The organism is Geodermatophilus sp. FMUSA9-8 (assembly GCF_037034165.1).
GTDB classification, from domain to species: domain Bacteria; phylum Actinomycetota; class Actinomycetes; order Mycobacteriales; family Geodermatophilaceae; genus Geodermatophilus; species Geodermatophilus nigrescens.
In genome coordinates this window covers 321,812-339,318 of the sequence record NZ_JBAGKE010000004.1, presented here as the reverse complement: position 1 = coordinate 339,318, position 17,507 = coordinate 321,812, and the positions used below count along the sequence as shown (strand labels likewise).

The 17,507-nt window shown below is 73.3% G+C and carries 21 protein-coding genes; 7 read left to right on the top strand and 14 right to left on the bottom strand.

The window, feature by feature from the left end:
• Window positions 1-61 precede the first annotated feature (61 nt).
• Window positions 62-1,171, top strand: coding sequence for a glycine cleavage system aminomethyltransferase GcvT (gene gcvT, locus WA616_RS11395; RefSeq protein WP_336029845.1), 1,110 nt, complete (start codon window positions 62-64; stop codon window positions 1,169-1,171).
• Window positions 1,172-1,204: 33 nt separating this feature from the next.
• Here gcvT and WA616_RS11390 read toward each other — a convergent pair whose 3' ends face one another.
• Genes WA616_RS11390 through WA616_RS11375 form a run of 4 tightly spaced genes read right to left on the bottom strand, consistent with a single transcriptional unit; the run spans window position 1,205 to window position 3,577 of the window.
• A complete protein-coding gene (locus tag WA616_RS11390) occupies window positions 1,205-2,341 on the bottom strand; it encodes a YihY/virulence factor BrkB family protein (RefSeq protein WP_336029843.1) in 1,137 nt (378 codons plus the stop codon).
• Between the two features lie 32 nt (window positions 2,342-2,373).
• Window positions 2,374-2,649: a DUF4235 domain-containing protein gene (locus WA616_RS11385; protein ID WP_073422347.1), complete on the bottom strand. Its 276-nt coding sequence runs from the start codon at window positions 2,647-2,649 to the stop codon at window positions 2,374-2,376.
• Window positions 2,646-3,140: a DUF3618 domain-containing protein gene (locus WA616_RS11380; RefSeq protein WP_336029840.1), complete on the bottom strand. Its 495-nt coding sequence runs from the start codon at window positions 3,138-3,140 to the stop codon at window positions 2,646-2,648. The genes WA616_RS11385 and WA616_RS11380 overlap by 4 nt, the downstream gene beginning before the upstream one ends.
• Window positions 3,137-3,577 (bottom strand): phage holin family protein, encoded by a 441-nt coding sequence (locus tag WA616_RS11375; protein WP_336029838.1) that lies wholly within the window; start codon window positions 3,575-3,577, stop codon window positions 3,137-3,139. The genes WA616_RS11380 and WA616_RS11375 overlap by 4 nt, the downstream gene beginning before the upstream one ends.
• Window positions 3,578-3,692: 115 nt before the next feature.
• Here WA616_RS11375 and WA616_RS11370 point away from each other — a divergent pair, with 115 nt between their 5' ends.
• Complete coding sequence (locus WA616_RS11370) at window positions 3,693-3,905, top strand: hypothetical protein (RefSeq protein ID WP_073422350.1); 213 nt, start codon at window positions 3,693-3,695, stop codon at window positions 3,903-3,905.
• Window positions 3,906-3,959: 54 nt separating this feature from the next.
• On the opposite strand, the gene WA616_RS11365 is transcribed toward WA616_RS11370, so the two are convergent.
• Both WA616_RS11365 and WA616_RS11360 read right to left on the bottom strand, forming a co-directional pair.
• Window positions 3,960-4,943 (bottom strand): aldo/keto reductase family protein, encoded by a 984-nt coding sequence (locus WA616_RS11365; protein WP_336029834.1) that lies wholly within the window; start codon window positions 4,941-4,943, stop codon window positions 3,960-3,962.
• Between the two features lie 31 nt (window positions 4,944-4,974).
• Window positions 4,975-5,586 carry a DUF3043 domain-containing protein gene (locus WA616_RS11360; RefSeq protein ID WP_336029832.1) on the bottom strand — a complete coding sequence of 204 codons (612 nt, stop codon included), beginning with the start codon at window positions 5,584-5,586 and terminating at the stop codon, window positions 4,975-4,977.
• A gap of 143 nt (window positions 5,587-5,729) precedes the next feature.
• Here WA616_RS11360 and WA616_RS11355 point away from each other — a divergent pair, with 143 nt between their 5' ends.
• Entirely contained in the window at window positions 5,730-6,086 is a 357-nt protein-coding gene (locus WA616_RS11355; RefSeq protein ID WP_073422353.1) for a HesB/IscA family protein, read from the top strand.
• Window positions 6,087-6,151: 65 nt separating this feature from the next.
• On the opposite strand, the gene asnB is transcribed toward WA616_RS11355, so the two are convergent.
• The 3 genes from asnB to WA616_RS11340 are packed head-to-tail and all read right to left on the bottom strand — an operon-like array spanning window position 6,152 to window position 8,871.
• A complete protein-coding gene (asnB, locus tag WA616_RS11350) occupies window positions 6,152-8,086 on the bottom strand; it encodes an asparagine synthase (glutamine-hydrolyzing) (RefSeq protein ID WP_336029829.1) in 1,935 nt (644 codons plus the stop codon).
• A 55-nt stretch (window positions 8,087-8,141) separates the two neighbouring features.
• Complete coding sequence (locus WA616_RS11345; RefSeq protein ID WP_336029826.1) at window positions 8,142-8,516, bottom strand: DUF3817 domain-containing protein; 375 nt, start codon at window positions 8,514-8,516, stop codon at window positions 8,142-8,144.
• Entirely contained in the window at window positions 8,506-8,871 is a 366-nt protein-coding gene (locus WA616_RS11340) for a metalloprotease (protein WP_073422355.1), read from the bottom strand. Before WA616_RS11340 ends, WA616_RS11345 begins: the two co-directional genes overlap by 11 nt.
• A gap of 253 nt (window positions 8,872-9,124) precedes the next feature.
• On the opposite strand from WA616_RS11340, the gene ctaC reads away from it, so the two are divergent.
• Together ctaC and WA616_RS11330 are read left to right on the top strand one after the other, a co-directional pair.
• Window positions 9,125-9,997 carry an aa3-type cytochrome oxidase subunit II gene (ctaC, locus tag WA616_RS11335; RefSeq protein ID WP_336029823.1) on the top strand — a complete coding sequence of 291 codons (873 nt, stop codon included), beginning with the start codon at window positions 9,125-9,127 and terminating at the stop codon, window positions 9,995-9,997.
• A 42-nt stretch (window positions 9,998-10,039) separates the two neighbouring features.
• Complete coding sequence (locus tag WA616_RS11330) at window positions 10,040-10,435, top strand: cytochrome c oxidase subunit 4 (RefSeq protein ID WP_336029821.1); 396 nt, start codon at window positions 10,040-10,042, stop codon at window positions 10,433-10,435.
• Window positions 10,436-11,244: 809 nt separating this feature from the next.
• On the opposite strand, the gene qcrB is transcribed toward WA616_RS11330, so the two are convergent.
• Genes qcrB through ctaE form a run of 4 tightly spaced genes read right to left on the bottom strand, consistent with a single transcriptional unit; the run spans window position 11,245 to window position 15,566 of the window.
• On the bottom strand, window positions 11,245-12,945 hold the full coding sequence (gene qcrB / locus WA616_RS11325) for a cytochrome bc1 complex cytochrome b subunit (protein WP_073422358.1): 1,701 nt from the start codon (window positions 12,943-12,945) through the stop codon (window positions 11,245-11,247).
• A complete protein-coding gene (gene qcrA, locus WA616_RS11320; protein ID WP_336029819.1) occupies window positions 12,945-14,057 on the bottom strand; it encodes a cytochrome bc1 complex Rieske iron-sulfur subunit in 1,113 nt (370 codons plus the stop codon). Before qcrA ends, qcrB begins: the two co-directional genes overlap by 1 nt.
• Window positions 14,054-14,935, bottom strand: coding sequence for a cytochrome bc1 complex diheme cytochrome c subunit (gene qcrC, locus WA616_RS11315; RefSeq protein ID WP_073422359.1), 882 nt, complete (start codon window positions 14,933-14,935; stop codon window positions 14,054-14,056). The genes qcrA and qcrC overlap by 4 nt, the downstream gene beginning before the upstream one ends.
• Before the next feature lie 7 nt (window positions 14,936-14,942).
• On the bottom strand, window positions 14,943-15,566 hold the full coding sequence (gene ctaE, locus WA616_RS11310) for an aa3-type cytochrome oxidase subunit III (protein WP_336029952.1): 624 nt from the start codon (window positions 15,564-15,566) through the stop codon (window positions 14,943-14,945).
• A gap of 133 nt (window positions 15,567-15,699) precedes the next feature.
• Here ctaE and WA616_RS11305 point away from each other — a divergent pair, with 133 nt between their 5' ends.
• Window positions 15,700-16,137 (top strand): hypothetical protein, encoded by a 438-nt coding sequence (locus WA616_RS11305; protein WP_336029817.1) that lies wholly within the window; start codon window positions 15,700-15,702, stop codon window positions 16,135-16,137.
• On the top strand, window positions 16,134-17,192 hold the full coding sequence (trpD, locus tag WA616_RS11300) for an anthranilate phosphoribosyltransferase (protein WP_336029816.1): 1,059 nt from the start codon (window positions 16,134-16,136) through the stop codon (window positions 17,190-17,192). The genes WA616_RS11305 and trpD overlap by 4 nt, the downstream gene beginning before the upstream one ends.
• A 7-nt stretch (window positions 17,193-17,199) precedes the next feature.
• On the opposite strand, the gene WA616_RS11295 is transcribed toward trpD, so the two are convergent.
• Entirely contained in the window at window positions 17,200-17,487 is a 288-nt protein-coding gene (locus WA616_RS11295; RefSeq protein WP_073422361.1) for an Lrp/AsnC family transcriptional regulator, read from the bottom strand.
• Window positions 17,488-17,507: the final 20 nt, after the last annotated feature.

Below are 17,507 nucleotides of genomic sequence, written 5' to 3'. Positions count from 1 at the left end.
CGCGCCGCGGTCCTGAGGACTGCGAAGGAGCGGCCGGGCCGGCGTCGCTACGGTTCCGGGCGTGAGCCCCCGGACCTCGCCCCTGCACGACCGGCACGTCGCGGCCGGCGCCAAGCTGGCCGACTTCGGCGGCTGGTCGATGCCCATCGAGTACGCCGGCGGCGGCGTCCTCGCCGAGCACGCGGCGGTGCGCGAGGCGGCCGGGCTCTTCGACGTCTCCCACCTGGGCACCGGCACGGTCCGCGGGCCGGGCGCCGCCGCACTCGTTGACGCCTGCCTGACCAACGACCTCTCCCGCATCGGGCCGGGCCAGGCCCAGTACACGCTGTGCTGCGTCCCCGACGGCGAGGCCGACGCCGGCGGCGTGGTCGACGACCTGATCGTCTACCTGCACGGCGCGGACGACGTGCTGCTGGTCCCCAACGCCGCCAACGCACAGGAGGTGCTGGCGCGGCTCGCCGACGCCGCCCCCTCCGGGGTGACCGTCACCGACCGGCACGAGGAGGTCGCCGTCCTCGCCGTCCAGGGGCCGCGCTCTCCGGCCGTCCTGGCCGCCGCGGGGCTGGCCGCGGACCTCTCCTACATGGCGTTCGCCGGCGGCGAGGGGCAGGAGGTCACGGTCTGCCGGACCGGCTACACCGGCGAGCACGGCTACGAGCTGTTGGTGGCCGCCGAGCGGGCCGGGGAGCTGTGGGACCGGCTGCTGGAGGCCGGCGCCGCCCAGGGCATCCGCCCCTGCGGGCTGGGCGCGCGCGACACCCTGCGCACCGAGATGGGCTACCCGCTGCACGGTCACGAGCTGTCGCGGTCGATCACCCCCGTGCAGGCGCGCAGCGGCTGGGCCGTGGGCTGGCGCAAGCCCGCGTTCTGGGGCCGCGAGGCGCTGCTGGCCGAGCGGGAGGCCGGTCCCGCCCGCCTGCTGTGGGGCCTGCGGGCCCCGGGCCGCGGCATCCCGCGCCCGGGCATGGCGGTCCTCGACACCGACGGCGCGCGGGTCGGCGAGGTCACCAGCGGGACCTTCTCACCGAGCCTGCGCACCGGCATCGCCCTCGCCCTGCTCGACACCGCGGCCTCCCCGGTCGAGGGCGCCGCGCTCGCCGTCGACGTGCGCGGGCGCCCCCAGCCGGTCGAGGTCGTCAGGCCGCCGTTCGTGCCCTCGCACGTCCGGTAGTCGCGACCGCCCCGGGTCGAGCCGGGTCGGCGCTCAGGCCTTCTGCTTCGACTCCTTGGTCGGCTCCGGCGGGTCGGGCAGCTCGTCGGCCATCGTGGCGTTGCGCTCGCCCATCGGCACCGGCGGGCCCTGCGTGGTGTCCTCCGCCGTCTGGTGCTCGGCCTCGGAGTTGATCTCCGCGCCGAGCAGCACCAGGTAGCAGGTGAGGTACAGCCACAGCATCAGGACGATGACGCCGGCGATCGTGCCGTAGGTCTTGTCGTAGGACCCGAAGTTGTTGACGTAGAAGCTGAAGCCCAGGCTCACCAGCGCCCAGATGACCGTCACGACGATCGCGCCGAGGCTCACCCACTTCAGCTGCGGGGCGTCGCGGTCGGGCGCGACGCGGTACAGCACCGCGAGCGAGCCCGCGAAGACGCCGAGCAGCAGCACCCACCGCAGCACCTGCGCCAGCACCGTCCCGACCACGCCGAGCGGCAGCGCGTCGAGCACGGCCGGGACGACGGCGACCAGCGTGAAGGTGACCAGCACGAACACGATCGCACCGAGCGTGAGCCCGAGGGCCAGCGCCTTGCGCTTGACGAAGGAGCGGGTCTCGACCTCGTCGTAGGCGATGTTGACCGCCGAGACGACGTTGCCGGTACCGCCCGACGCCGACCACAGCGCGCCGAGCACGGAGATCGCCAGCCCGATCGACAGCGCGCCGCCGCTGTTCTGCGTGATGGACGTGAGCTGGTCGCCGATCAGGCTGGCCGCGCTGTCCGGGAGCTGCGCGGAGAGGTCCTCGACCTGGCGCGCGACGGTCTCGGGGGAGGCGACGAGCCCGTAGATCGAGATCGTCGCGATCAGCGCCGGGAAGATCGCCAGGAAGGCGAAGAACGCGACACCGCCGGCGATGATCGGCATGTTGTCGGCGTTGTGCTCGGCCCAGGCCCGCTTGACGACCTGCTTCCAGCCGCGCGCCGGGATCTGCGTGGGCGAGTCGGCGTGGACGCCGGGCAGCCGCTCGGCGGAGGGGCCGCCCGGCGGGACGGCGCCGGGGTCCCCCTTCTGCTCGCCGCGGGCGGCGCGCTCCTCCGCCGCGCGTGCGGCCGCCCGCCGGGCCGCCTTCTCCTCGACCCGCTCCCGGATCCGGTCGACGGCGCTGTCGCGCTGCCTGGTCCCGGCCATCTCGCCGCCCCCTCTGCTCGGTGGTGCCTGCGTCAGTCGCCCGGCCAGTTGCCGGTCAGCTTGGTGAAGCCGCGCGCGCCCGCGCGGTCGATCGCGGCCTTGGTGGCGGCGAACAGCGCGCCCTGGATGGCGGCGGCGAGGACCACCTCCCGCATCCGGTACTCGCTCTGCAGGGCACTGGGCGCGTCCTCCTCGCCGGACACCCGCTTCCACACCTGCTTGAAGATGGTGCCGCTGATGAGGCCGGCCAGCACACCGCCGGCCAGGCCCACGGGGCGGTAGACCAGCTTCGCGCCCTTGCTGCTCACGTCCGTGCCCTCCTCGCCGTCCTCCGCGCCGTGCGCTTGGTCCGCTTCGTGCTCCGTGCGATCGCCTTGCGGGCCCGCGCGGCCTCGCGGTCGGCCCGCCGGCGTGCCCGGCGGGTCTCGGCGCGGGCCTCGGCGAGCGCGGCGGAGGTGCCGGTCGAGGCGGCCGCGGCCCGGCGCCGCTTGCGCCGGCGGCGCCACACGACCAGCCCGACGAGACCGGCGAGCGCCGCACCGGCGCCTGCCACGGCCGGCGGGCTCTCCCGGTAGGTCTCGACGGCGGTGTCGCGGGCGCGGGCGGCGCCCTCCTTGGCGCGGGCCGGCACGTCGAGCCGGTGGCTGAGCTCGTCGACCGTGCGGCCGAGCTGCTCGCGGGTGGCCTCGATCTCGGCCTTGATGGCGTCGGGGTCGGACGGGCCGGACGCGGCGGGGTCGGACCCGCCGGCACCGGACCCGCCGGCACCGGACCTGCTGGCATCGCTGGGGGTGCTCATCGCCGCGCGTTCTCCTTCACGGTCGCGATGTCGGCCTTGGTGCTGGCGATCGCCTCGGTCGGCACCGGCGGGGTGCCCTGCTGCACGTCCTTCTTGCCGATCAGCGCCAGCACGCCGGCCACGGCGAACAGGACGACGGCGACGATCAGCGCGGCCAGCCACGCGGGCAGCACGACGTCGAGGGCCAGGACGGCCGTGGCGACGAGCACGCACAGCCCGAGGAAGCCGAAGAGCCCGGCGCCGCCGAACAGTCCGGCGCCGACGCCGAGCCGCTTGGCCTTCTGCGTCATCTCGGCCTGGGCGAGCCGTGCTTCGTCGCGCACGAGGCGCGAAACCTGCTCGGTCAGCTGGCTGATCAGCTGGCCGGTCGAGGCGTCCTCGGTCGGAGGGGGCGGTGGGGTGGCGCGCGAGGCGCCCCCCGCGGTCGGGGCGGTCATCGGTCCTCCGTGGGACGGGATCGGTCCTCGCCCCCATGCCCCCGCCGTCGGGCGCGTAACCCGCGCACCGGTCACACCCCGGACACGACCGGCGTGCCGTCACTAGCCTGGCCGCATGAGCTGGACCTGGCGGCTGGAGGGCCGCGACGGCGCGACGCTGGACCCGGCCGCGCTCGGCGTCGAGGTGCCCCCGTCGGACAACCAGGGCGACGCCGAGTCGTGGCTGGGGGAGAACTGGCGCGACCTGCTCGGCCGGGGCGTCGTCGCGGTGAGCCTGTTCGACGGCGACACCCGGGCCTACGGACCGATGGGCCTCGAGCCGGCCTGAACGGGGGAGGCCGGGCCTGGACCTCGACCTGAGGTCGAGGTCCAGGCCTGCCGGTCAGCCGCGGGCGGTCTTGGCCGGGTCGCGCTCGACGACATCGCCGAGCACCTCGTCGATGCGCGCCAGGACGTCGGCCTCGAGCCGCACGCCGGCCGCCTCCACGTTGTCGTGCACCTGCTCCGGGCGGGTGGCGCCGATGATCGCGGCGGCGACGTTCTCGTTCTGCAGCACCCACGCCACCGCGAGCTGGGCCATGGACAGGCCGAGGTCGTCGGCGACCGGGCGCAGGCCCTGCACCCGGGTGAGCACCTCGTCGGTCATGAACTGCTTGAGGAAGCGCCCGGCCTCGGGGTCGGTCGCGCGGCTGCCGGCCGGCGGCTCCTCGCCGGGCCGGTACTTGCCGGTGAGCACGCCCTGCGCCAGCGGCGACCAGACGATCTGCGAGACGCCCTCGCGCTGCGACGTCGGTACGACCTCGTCCTCGATGACCCGCCACAGCATCGAGTACTGCGGCTGGCTGCTGATGAGCTGGACGCCGAGGTCGCGGGCGAGGGCGGCGCCGGCGGCGATCTCCTCGGCCCGCCACTCCGAGACGCCGAGGTAGAGGACCTTGCCCGCCCGCACCAGGTCGGCGAAGGCGGTCATCGTCTCCTCGAGCGGGACCGTCGCGTCGTAGCGGTGGGCCTGGTAGAGGTCGATGTGGTCGGTCTGCAGGCGCCGCAGCGACGCCTCGCAGCTCTCGGTGATGTGCTTGCGGCCCAGCCCGCGGTCGTTCGGGCCGGGGCCGGTCGGCCAGTAGACCTTGGTGAAGATCTCCAGGCCCTCGCGCCGCTGGCCGGCGAGGGCCCGGCCGAGGACCGCCTCGGCGCGGGTGCCGGCGTAGACGTCGGCGGTGTCGAAGGTCGTGATGCCGGCGTCGAGGGCCGCGTGCACGCAGGCCTGCGCGGCGTCCTCCTCGACCTGGCCACCGTGGGTGAGCCAGTTGCCGTAGGCGATCTCGGAGATGGTCAGGCCGGAACGGCCGAGGCGTCGGTACTCCACGTGCCCCGACGCTAGGCCGCGCCGGCCGACCTCACACCTCGGCGCCGACCGCGACCTCCGGCTTGGGGAACCGCCAGCGGCGGACCATCGTGGCGCGGCTGACGCCGTACCAGACCAGCCCCTTCATCCGCTGCGGCTGCCCGGGGAAGCGGGCCGCCACCGTCTTCTTGATCTTCCGGCCGAGGAACACCGAGTCGACGATGATCACCAGGAAGAACAGGAACCAGACGAAGACGGTGTAGTTCTGCACCGCCGGGTTCGGGATGAAGTAGCCCACCAGGACCAGCGCGGCGACCGGCAGGAAGAAGCTCCCGGCGTTGCGGCGGGAGTCGACGAGGTCGCGCACCAGCCGCCGGACCGGGCCGCGGTCGCGCGCGGGCAGGTAGTCGTCGTCGCCGCGGGCCATGCCGGCGCGGGTCTCCGCCCGGCGCTGCGCCTGCTGCTGGCGCGTGCGGGCGTAGGCCTCCTTGCGGGTGGTCGGAGGCGGCGGCGGGGGACCGGGACGGCGGCCCTGCGCCTCGTGGCGCTTGGGCGTGGGGCGGCCCTTGCCGCCGGCCTTGACCAGCTGCCCGGTCAGGTCGGCGGAGGTGTCCGGGGCGGTCTCGGCGGCGCGGTCCCGGCGCCCGGGCAGGCGGAGCTTCACGGCAGACGAGTCTACGTGCGTCCGCTCACGGCACTGGTCCTCGCGGCCGCGCGCCGTACAGTGGGAAGACGACCCGCCACGGCGGTGTTGGTCCGCTGCAGGGAGTGCCGCAACGGACGCCCTCGGATGTGGGAGGACAGAACATGACGGTGCAGGACACCGAGACCGCCGGCAGCACCGGCGTGCTGCTCAGCGACCCGGCCGCCTCGAAGGTCAAGGCGCTGCTGGACCAGGAGGGCCGCGACGACCTGCGTCTGCGCATCGCCGTCCAGCCCGGCGGCTGCTCCGGCCTGCGCTACCAGCTCTTCTTCGACGAGCGGTTCCTCGACGGCGACCAGACGTACGAGTTCGGCGGCGTCGAGGTCATCGTCGACCGGATGAGCGGCCCGTACCTGGGCGGCGCGGTGATCGACTTCGTCGACACCATCGAGAAGCAGGGCTTCACGATCGACAACCCCAACGCGCAGGGCTCCTGCGCGTGCGGTGACTCCTTCTCCTGAGCACCCACGCTTGAACACGACAGCGGCGCCCGTCCCCGGCTGGGGACGGGCGCCGCTGTCGTTCCTCAGAGCTTGACGGGGTAGACCGTCTCCGGGACGTCGACGACGATCCGCTCCTCGACGAAGATCCCGTGCCACACCATGAAGACCAGCACCGACCACAGCTGGCGGGCGACCCGCTTGCTCGGCACCTCCTCGACGCGAAGCCGGTCGAGCAGGCCGAGGACGACGTCGCGGTCGAGCCACTGCTGGGTCTGGCTGCTCGTCACGACGTCACGGGCCCAGTCGTGCAGCGGGCCGGCGAGGAACTCCGCCGTCGGGACGGGGAAGCCGAGCTTGCGCCGGTTCATGATCCGCGGCGGCACGATCTGCCGCATCGCCTGGCGCAGCGCGTACTTGGTGGCGTCCCCGCGCCGGGGCACCCGCTGCTCGACCGGGATGGAGCTCGCCACGGCGAACACCTCGGGGTCGAGGAAGGGCACCCGCAGCTCCAGCGAGTTGGCCATCGTCATCTTGTCGGCCTTGACCAGGATGTCGCCGCGCAGCCAGGTGAACAGGTCGACGTACTGCATCGCCGTCACGTCGTCGTAGCCGGCCTCGCGGGTGCGCCGGTAGAGGTCCTCGGTGACCGCGACGTGCGACAGGTCGGGGTCACGCCCGGGCAGCAGGGCGGCGAGCTCGTCGTCGCGCATGTTGCGGGCGTTGCCGTAGTACCGCTGCTCCAGCGGCGTGGCGGCGCGGCGCAGCAGGTCCTGGCCGCGCACGCCCTCGGGCAGCAGGCCGGCGATGCGGGCCATGGCGCGGCGGGCGGCCGGCGGCAGCCCCGACGCCCAGGCCAGGCTGATCGGCTCGCGGTAGATGGTGTAGCCGCCGAACAGCTCGTCGGCGCCCTCACCGGACAGCACGACCTTGACGTGCTTGCGGGCCTCGCGGGCCACGAAGTACAGCGGCACGAGCGCGGGGTCGGCCACCGGGTCGTCGAGGTACCAGACCACCTCGGGGATGGCGTCGGCGAACTGCTGGGCGCTCACCTCGACCGGCACGTGCTTCACGCCGAGGATCGACGCCGACTCCGCGGCGATCTCGATCTCCGACTGCGCCTGCCGCTGGAAGCCGACCGTGAAGGTCAGCAAGTCGGGGTTGTAGCGGTGGGCGAGCGCGGCGATGGCCGTGGAGTCGATGCCGCTGGAGAGGAACGACCCGACGGTGACGTCGGCGCGCATGTGCTTGGCCACCGACTCGTCGAGGACGTCGGCGATGCGGTCGTAGAGGTCCTGCTCACGGCCGGCGGGCACCGGCTGCGGCGTCCACGCCGGGTGGAAGTAACGCGCGGTGGCCAGCTCGCCGTCCACGACGGTGAAGCTGGTGCCGCTCTCGATGCGGCGGATCCCGCGGTGCAGCGTCGCGGGCTCGGGCACGTACTGCAGCGTCAGGTAGTGCTGCAGCGACGCCAGGTCGACGCCGCCGGCCGCCGCGCTGCCGCCGAGCAGCTGGAGCAGCGCCTTCTTCTCGGAGCTGAAGACCAGCCCGCCGTCGGCCAGGCGCGCGGTGAACAGCGGCTTGATGCCGAACGGGTCGCGGGCGCCGAAGGCGGTGCGGGTCTGGGTGTCCCAGATGACGAAGGAGAACATCCCGCGCAGCCGCCGGACGACGTCCTGGCCCCACAGGTGGTAGCCCGCGACGATCGTCTCGGTGTCGCCGTGGGTGGCCAGCTGCGCGCCGGCCGCCTGCAGCTCCTCGCGCAGCTCGACGTAGTTGTAGATCTCGCCGTTGAACAGGATCCGGTAGCGGTCCGCGGCGTAGGGGAGGGGCTGGGGGCTGCCCTCGACGTCGATGATCGACAGCCGGTTGAAGCCGAGGACCACGTTCTGGTCGGACCAGACGGCGGTGTCGTCGGGGCCGCGGTGGTGCAGGCAGTGCAGCGCCTCGCGGACGTCGTCGACGTGGGTCTCGGCGACCCGGGGGGCATCGGTGGACAGGTAGGCCAGCAGGCCGCACATGAGGCGCAGGTCTCCGGGGTCGGCTCGAGCCCGGCCAGAGGGGGCCGGGACGGGGTCAGACGCGCTCGCCGGCGCGGGTCTTGCGGGTCGCGATCCGCTCGGCCACGAAGGACAGCACGGGCACGGTGCCCGCGAGCAGGACCAGGACGGTGCCCTTGAGCGTCCAGCGGGCGCGCAGGGCGAGGTCGCAGGCGGTCACGAAGAAGATGGCGTACAGCCAGCCGTGAGCGGTGCCGATGACGGCGACCGGCTCGTCGATCCCGGCCAGGTACTTGACCGGCACGGCGACCAGGATCAGCGCGACGAGCAGGACGCCGACGATCCAGGCCATGACCCGGTAGCGCAGCAGCGCGGCGGGGACGCCCTGCCCGACGCGGCGGGCGAGCGCCCGGGGCAGCCGGTCGGGGGCGACGGTGGGCTCAGCGGCCACGGGAGCTCTCCTGGCCCAGGGCGCGCTCGTTGAGCTCGGCCAGGTAGGCGTTGTAGGCCGCGAGCTCCGGGTCGCCGGTGGTGTCGATCCGCGGCCGCTGGTAGAGCACCAGCGAGTTGCCGGGAGCGTCCTCGTCGGGGTCGCGGCGCAGCTCCTCGCGCACCATGCGCACGTAGAACCACAGGCCCATGAAGCCGTAGAGCGGCCACTGCAGCGCGTAACTCCAGTTGACCGCGCCGCCCCCGTTCTCGGCCTTGGTCAGCTGCCAGTAGCCGAGGAAGAAGGTGGCCACGAACAGGACGGCGACCAGCAGGTGCAGCAGCACCCACCGGGGGGTCAGCAGCCGCGTCCACACGCATCCGACTCTAACCGCCACCGCGCGCGGGGCGGCGGCGCGGGCGGGCTCCCGGGCGCGACCCTGGTCACCGCCGTCCCGGACGTCCCGGGCGACCCGCCGGTACCCGCTCTCCGGTCGTCGGCCGCCTCGCGCGGTCGGCTAGTCTCGGCCCAGACTGGGGTCTGGCGCACCGGCCTCGGCGGGAACCGTCCGAGGCCGCGCCGACAGAGCCGTCCGGTTCCACGGACGGAGGACGAGGAGGCAGCGAGCAGTGGCTCGACGCAGCAGGCTCGCGCGGGTCGCCGCGCTCGGTCTCCTGGGGGTGCTGACCCTCACCGGGTGCGACCTGAACAACGAGTTCTGGCGCTTCGGTTTCCCCGAGGGGGTGACCGAGGAGGCCACCGTGGTCCGCGAGCTGTGGACCGGCTCGGTGATCGCGGCGCTCATCATCGGGTTCCTCGTGTGGGGCCTGATCATCTGGTCGGTGATCGTCCACCGGAAGAAGGGCGACGAGCTGCCGCGGCAGACGGCCTACAACCTGCCGCTGGAGATCGCGTACTCGATCGTCCCGTTCCTCATCATCGCCGGCCTCTTCTTCTTCACGGTCGTCGTGCAGAACGACGTCCAGGAGCGCAGCGACGACCCCGACACCACGATCGCGGTCAACGCGTTCAAGTGGAACTGGCAGTTCGTCTACCCGGAGACCACCGGTGCCGACGGCGAGCCGGTGAACACCGTCGGTTCCACCGACGAGATCCCGATCCTCGTGATGCCGGTCGACCAGGACGTGCGCTTCGAGGTCGCCTCCGCCGACGTCATCCACTCGTTCTGGGTGCCGGAGTTCCTCTTCAAGCTCGACGTCATCCCGGGTAACGAGAACGGCCGGGACAACGTCTTCGAGGTGCACGCCAACGAGACCGGCTCCTACGTCGGCCGGTGCGCCGAGCTGTGCGGCAGCTACCACGCGTACATGAACTTCGAGGTCCGCGTCGTCAGCGCCGAGGACTACGAGGCGTACCTCGCCGCGCGCGAGGAGGGCCAGACCACCTACGAGGCGCTGGAGACCATCGGCCAGGAGGGCGAGGCCACCACGACCCGCCCGTTCCGGGTGGGCGACGGCTACTACCAGCAGGCCAATGACTGACCCGGCCGCCGGCCGCACCCACGTCGCGCAGGGAGGACGACCGTGAAGGTCGAAGCGCTCATCTTCAACCTCATCGCGGTCTTCTGCGTCGTCGCGGCCGCCGTGTACGGCTTCTGGTCGCGGGAGCCGATCGGCACCACCGCGCTGGTGCTGTCGGCAGGCCTGACCGGCCTGATCGGCGGGTTCTTCTGGTTCGTCTCGCGCCGCATCGACGCCCGTCCCGAGGACCGCAAAGACGCCGAGATCGCCGAGGGCGCCGGTGAGCTGGGCTTCTTCAGCCCGGCGAGCTACTGGCCCTTCGCCATCGCGGTCGGTGCCGCGCTCACCGGCCTGGGCCTGGCGTTCTGGTACTTCTGGCTCATCGCCATCGGCGGGATCGCCATCCTGATCACCGTCGGCGGCCTGCTGTTCGAGTACTACGTGGGGCAGAACGCGTAGTCCAGCTGAGCGTCCGCCTCGCCGAGGGCCCCCTCCCGCACCGCGGGAGGGGGCCCTCGTGCGTTCCCGGGTGCCTGCCGGGTCCCCGGACGGCGGGGAGGTCCTGACGCGGTCCCGGGCGGGCTGACGGCGATCCGGTACGGCCTCCGCGATGCGGTGCCGTGGAGGCCGAGCGCGGAGGACGGCGGCCGTCGACCGGTGCGCGGGCTGCCGCCTGTGTCCGAGCCGGGAGCGGCCGTGCCGGCGCCGCCGGTCGCGGTCCCGCCACCGCGCTGACGGCCCGGGCATCGGCGGGCAGGCGCGCCGCGGTGCCGGGCCACCACCGGGCCCGCGCACGGTCTGTGGGCCCTTCGGCGGGCTCGTTGCGCTGGTCCCGGCGCGGTGCCGTCAGGCGGGCGCTGGGGCCGTGGGCGGCCGCCCTCCCGCCCACGCCCGCGCTCCGTCCCGGGCTCGTCGCACCTGGGACTCCGCGCGGGAGCCGCCACGGCGGCGCAGCCCCCGGCGCGGTCGCGCGGGGAGTCCCGACGTGGGCGGCCCGAGCCTCCGGTCGCCAGGTGCCGGGTGCCGGGTGCCGGGTGCCGGGTGCCGGGTGCCGGGTGCCGGGTGCCGGGTGCCGGGTGCCGGGTGGAGCGTCGACCGGCCGGTGAGTGCGGGAGCGGGCGCGCCGGCGGTGGGGGAGGGCTTCCCGGGCACCGTTCGCCGGCCGCGTGCCCCCGCTCCTGGCGTCCCTGGTCCCGGCGTCCTGCCCCCGACATGCAGCAGGGCCCCGGTGGAGATCCACCGGGGCCCTGCTGTTCGTGCTGGTGCGACTAGTCGCGCGGCTCCTGCGGCCGGCCACCCTCGGACGGGCGACCGCCCTCGGAGGGGCGGCCACCCTCGGAGGGGCGACCGCTGGAGGTCAGCTCGCGGTGCGGGTCGGCGGGAGCGAGGCCCCGCTCCTCACCGCGCTGCTCGAGCTCGACCGCGCGCGGCTCCTCGATCGGCGAGAAGAACCCGCGGATGGCGCGGCGGGCGCCACCGACCTGGTTCATCTTCTTGGGCACCGGAGCGCCGCCGTAGGCCAGCTGGCCGTGGCCGTGCTCGTCGACCGGGCCGAGCGGCTGGTGCACCTCGATGAACTCACCGTGGGGCAGCCGGCGGATGACACCGGTCTCGATGCCGTGCTCGAGGACCTCGCGGTCGTGCTGCTGCAGACCGAGGCAGATCCGGTAGGTCAGCACGTACGCGATGGGCGGCAGGATGATCAGGCCGATGCGGCCGATCCAGGTCATCGCGTTCAGGCTGATGTCGAACTTGTCGGCGATGACGTCGTTGGCACCCGAGAGCAGCAGCACCACGTAGAAGGTGATGGCCATCAGGCCCAGCGAGGTGCGCACGGGCACGTCGCGGGGACGCTGCAGCAGGTGGTGCGACGCGGTGTCGCCGGTCAGCTTCCGCTCGAGCATGGGGTAGGCCAGCAGGAGCGTGAAGATGATGCCGGGCAGCACCACGGTCGGCCAGAACAGTGCCGGGATGTTGTAGTTCCCCGGGAGGTAGATGTCCCAGGCGGGGAACAGACGCGTCGAGCCGTCGAGGAACATCACGTACCAGTCGGGCTGGGACGCCGAGGACACCTGGGCCGGGTTGTACGGGCCCCACAGCCACAGCGGGTTGATCTGCACCAGACCGCCGAGGCCGGCGCAGACGCCGAAGACGACGAGCAGCAGGCCGGTGGCCTTCCCGGCGAAGGTCGGGAAGAGGCGGTTGCCGACCACGTTGTGCTCGGTGCGGCCCGGGCCGGGGAACTGCGTGTGCTTCTGCTTGACCAGGATCAGCAGGTGCACCGCGATCAGGCCCAGGATGATCGCCGGGATGATCAGCACGTGGGCGATGTAGAGCCGCCCGACGATCAGGTCGCCGACGTAGTCGCCGCCGAAGACCGCCCAGTGGGCCCAGGTCCCGATGACGGGGATCGACAGGATGATCGCCGACATGATCCGCAGGCCGGTGCCCGAGAGCAGGTCGTCGGGCATCGAGTAGCCGGCGAAGCCCTCGAAGATGCCGAGGATCAGCAGCGCGACACCGATGAGCCAGTTGGTCTCGCGCGGCCGGCGGAAGGCGCCGGTGAAGAAGATCCGCAGCATGTGGCAGACGATCGACGCCATGAACAGCAGCGCTGCCCAGTGGTGGATCTGCCGGATGAGCAGACCACCGCGGACGTCGAAGGAGATGTCGAGCGTCGACGCGTAGGCGATCGACATCTCGACACCGCGCAGGGGCGCGTACGAGCCGTCGTAGACGACCTCGGTCATCGAGGCCTGGAAGAAGAACGTCAGGTACGTGCCGGTCAGCAGCAGGATGATGAACGAGTAGAGCGCGATCTCCCCGAGCAGGAACGACCAGTGGTCGGGGAAGACCTTGTTCAGCGTCCTGCGCAGCGGACCGGCGACGATGAGCCGGTCGTCGACCTCGAGAGCGGCCCTGCCCGCGAGCGTCTTGGGCGCTCCCGGTGCGGTGGCGGTGCGAGCCATCAGATGCGCTCCCGGTTCCAGTAAGTGGGACCCACGGCCTCAATGTAGTCGCTGCGCGCCACGAAGAAGCCCTCGTCGTCGACAGCGATGGGCAGCTGCGGCAGCGACCGGGTGGCGGGCCCGAACACGGGCTTCGCGCCCTGCGTGACGTCGAACTGCGACTGGTGGCAGGGGCACAGGATCCGGCTGGTCTCCTGCTCGTAGAGCGAGACCGGGCAGCCGGCGTGCGTGCAGATCTTCGAGTAGGCGACGTAGTCGCCGTAGCCGAAGTCCTCCTGGCCGGCGCGGAAGCTGGCATCGGCCTGCTGCGACGGGCGGAGGCGGATGAGCATGGTCGCCGCGTCGGTCTGCCGGTTGCCGCCGGGGACGGCCGGGAAGACGGTCTCCAGCGAGCCGGGCTCCTGGTCGCCGGGGCGGATCGGGGTGCCGTCGTCGCGGACCAGGCGCACGCCCTCGGCCCACGACGTCGTCCCCAGGGGGTTGCCGCGGTTCGGGTTCTTGATGAGACCGCCGAGCGGGGCCAGCAGCATCAGGCCGAGGCCACCGCCCATGAAGACGAGGCTGCGGGTGATCAGCTTGCGCCGCTTGAGGCCCGAGTTGTGCAGGCCGCCCACCAGCGTGGCGCCGGTGGTCACGCGGTCGAAGTGCGAGCCGTCGTGCTTGTCCTGCACCGCGGTCTCGTGCGGCAGCAGCTTCTTCGTGTAGAGCACCAGGCCCACGCCGAAGAAGGTGAAGGCCAGCGCCATCGTCAGGCCCAGGAGCGGGGTGTAGAGCACGCTCCAGGTGCTGCTGCCGAGCTGCCACTCCCAGTTGGGGAGGAACCAGCCGGCGCCGGCGTAGACGACGACGAAGGCGAACGCCGAGAGGCCGGCCAGGGCGAACATGGTGCCGACCTGGCGGACGGCGCGCTTCTCCAGAGCCGAGCCCGGCTCGGGGCCGGGCTCGACGTGCAGGATCTCGACGCCGTCGTAGCGCGCGCCGAGGCGGTCGAGCTCCTCGCGGGGGAGCGCGGCGAGCTGCTCCGGGGTGTAGTCGTCGTCCGGGCCGCCGTGCAGCGGGCCGGGGACGTCCGCGCCGCCCGTGGTGCCGGGGCGGGTGTTGCTGGCGGTCACGCCTTGCTCCCCATCCAGAAGATCCCGAACAGCAGGGCCGCGACGCCGACGACCCAGATGACCAGGCCCTCGCTGACCGGGCCGATGCGGCCGATGCCCGCGCCACCCGGGTCCGGCATGTCGGTGATCGTCTGCACGTAGTTGATGATCGAGCGCTTCTCCTCGGGGGTGAGCTGGTTGTCCCCGAAGACCGGCATGTTCTCCGGCCCGCTCAGCATCGCGGTGTAGATCTCGAGGTCGTTGGCGTCCTCGAGGCTCGGCGCGTACTTGCCCGAGGACAGCGCGCCGCCCTCACCGACGAAGTTGTGGCACTGGGCGCAGTTGAGGCGGAACAGCTCGCCACCGGCGGCCAGGTCGCCGTCGCGCAGGTCGCCCGACGGGAGGGTCGGGCCGCCGCCGTTGGCCTGGACGTAGGCCATCAGCTGGTCGATCTCCTCGTCGGAGAAGATCGCCGGCTTGTCGGGGGCCTGGGCCTCCTGGCGGATCAGCGGCATGCGGCCGGTGTGCACCTGGAAGTAGACGGCGGCCTCGCCGACACCGATGAGCGAGGGCCCGCGGTTGGGCACGCCCTCGAGGTTCTCACCGTGGCAGCTGATGCAGCTGCGCTCGTACAGCTCGCGGCCGGCGGCCTCGGCGCTGGACTCGCTGCCCTCGTCGGCCGCCTGGGCGCCGGGGGCGAGGGTCGAGTAGACGGCGCCGGTGAGGACCAGCGCGGCCATCAGGCCCGCGACGTTGGCCAGCCGGCGGCGCTGCTTGGAGCGGCGCCGGGCGCGGGCGGCCGCGGCCGGGGTGCCCTCGGCGGGGCGCCGGCGCGACCAGCGGGACCGCGGCGCGACCTCGTCGGCCTGGGTCTCGGACTGGGGGTTCGTGGTGGACACCGGTTCCCTAGCGGATCAGGTAGATCGTGGCGAAGAGCCCGACCCACACGACGTCGACGAAGTGCCAGTAGTAGGAGACCACGATCGCCGAGGTCGCCTGTGCCGGCGTGAACCGGCCCATGGTGGACCGGATGAGCACGTACACGAAGGCCACGAGGCCACCGATGACGTGCAGCGCGTGGAAGCCGGTCGTCAGGTAGAAGACCGACCCGTAGGTGGAGCTGGAGATCGTCGTGCCGTGCTCGGTGACGAGCACGCGGTACTCGTTGGCCTGGGCGAGGACGAAGACCAGGCCCATGACGAAGGTGATCGTGAACCACCGGCGCAGGCCGTAGACGTTGCCGCTCTCCGCCGCGAACACGCCGATCTGGCAGGTGACCGAGGAGGCCACCAGGATCAGGGTGAAGAACAGCGCGTACGGGAGGTTCAGCTCCGTCGGCTCCGGGGGCCAGCCGTCGGTCGCGCGCGCCCGCGCGGTGAAGTACATGGCGAACAGCCCGGCGAAGAACATCAGCTCGCTGGAGAGCCAGATGATCGTGCCGACGCTGACCATGTTCGGTCGGGTCAGGGAGTGCACCCGCGAGGTGTCGAAGGTGCTGCTCGCCACGGGGGCCGTTGTCACGCTGCCCATCATGGCATCGGCCGGCGACACGGGCCGACCGTGGGTGGCACGGCGTGCCCGGGCCGTGACCGGTCCGAGACCGTCCCCCGGACGGGGTCGCGTCCCCCCGGGCGGGACGGCCGTGGGCACTAGGCTGCCGGGTGTGAGCGATGGCATCAGCGCTGGGCCGGCGACCGTCCTGGTCTACAGCTCGCGGCCGGAGGTCCGCGAGGCCGTCCGCACCGCCGTCGGGCGCCGCCCGGCACCCGACGTCGGGCCGCTGACCTGGATCGAGTGCGCCACCGGCGAGGACGTCGTCGAGACCGTCGACGGCGGCGGGGTGGACCTCTGCGTCCTCGACGGGGAGGCGCAGCCGACCGGCGGCCTGGCGCTGTCGCGGCAGCTGACCGTCGAGGTCGCCGACCGTCCCGCGCTGTGCGTGCTCATCGCCCGCCAGCCCGACCGCTGGCTGGCGCACTGGTCGCGCGCCGACGCGACGCTGGCCCTGCCGGTGGACCCGCTGACCGCGCCGCAGGTCGTCGCCGGGCTGCTGCGCGAGCGGGCGGCCCGGCCGCCGCTGCGCCGTCCCGCCCGCCGGTGAGCGCCCGCACCGCTGCCGGACCCACGTGGCCCGGCCTGCTGACGCGCCTGCTGGCCGGTGAGGACCTCGGCGCCGACGACACCGCCTGGGCGATGCGCGAGGTCATGACCGGGGAGGCGACGGCCGCCCAGATCGCGGGCTTCGCCGTGGCGCTGCGGGCCAAGGGCGAGGCGCCGGCCGAGGTCGCGGGGCTCGCCGCCACGATGCTGGAGCGGGCGACGCCGGTGGACCTGCCGGTGGCCACCGTCGACATCGTCGGCACCGGCGGCGACGGGGCGCACACCGTCAACATCTCGACGATGGCCGCCGTGGTCACCGCCGCCGCCGGGGTGCCGGTGGCCAAGCACGGCAACCGGGCGGCGTCGTCGTCGTCCGGGGCGGCCGACGTGCTCGAGGCGCTCGGCGTCGTCATCGACCTGCCGGCCCCCGCGGTGGCCCGCTGCGTGCGGGAGGCCGGCATCGGTTTCTTCTTCGCGCCGGTCTTCCACCCCGGCTACCGGCACACCGCCGCGCCGCGCCGGGAGATGGGCATCGGCACGGTCTTCAACTTCCTCGGCCCGCTGACCAACCCGGCCCGGCCGGTGGCCGCGGCGATCGGCTGCGCCGACGCCCGGATGGCCCCGGTGCTGGCGCAGGTGGTGGCCGACCGGGGTGCCCGCGCGCTGGTCTTCCGCGGCGACGACGGCCTCGACGAGCTCACCACCGCGACGACGTCGCGGGTCTGGGTGGCCCGCGACGGCGCGGTGACGGCGGGGACGGTCGACCCGGCCGCCCTCGGCATCGCGCCGGCCGGCCCGGACGCGCTGCGCGGCGGGGACCCGGCGCACAACGCCGACGTGTTCCGCCGGGTGCTCGACGGCGAGCGGGGGCCGGTGCGCGACGCGGTGCTGCTCAACGCGGCCGCGGCGCTGGCCGCCTTCGACGAGCGCGGCGGAGAGCTGCCCGACGTGCTGGCGGCCGGCCTCGAGCGGGCCGCGGCCGCCGTCGACGACGGCCGGGCGGCGGCGCTGCTGGCGCGCTGGGTGGACGTGAGCCGGGCGGCCGCCGGCGCCTGACGCCGGCTCAGTCGGCGTTCTCGAGCCCCACGGAGAACGCGGCCTCCAGGTCGTGCCGGGAGTAGGCGCGGAAGGCGATGTGCGTCTCGGTCTCGAGGACGCCGGGGACCTTGTTGATCCGCCCGGCGATCACCTCGGCGACCTGTTCGAACTCGCGGACCCGCACGATCGCGATCAGGTCGACCTCGCCGGCGGTCGAGTAGACCTCGCTGACGCCGTCGAGGTCGGCGATCGCGGCCGCCACCTCGGGGATCGCGTCGGTGGCGGCGTCGACCATCACGATGGCGGTGATCACGCTGCCGGACTCTAGCCGCG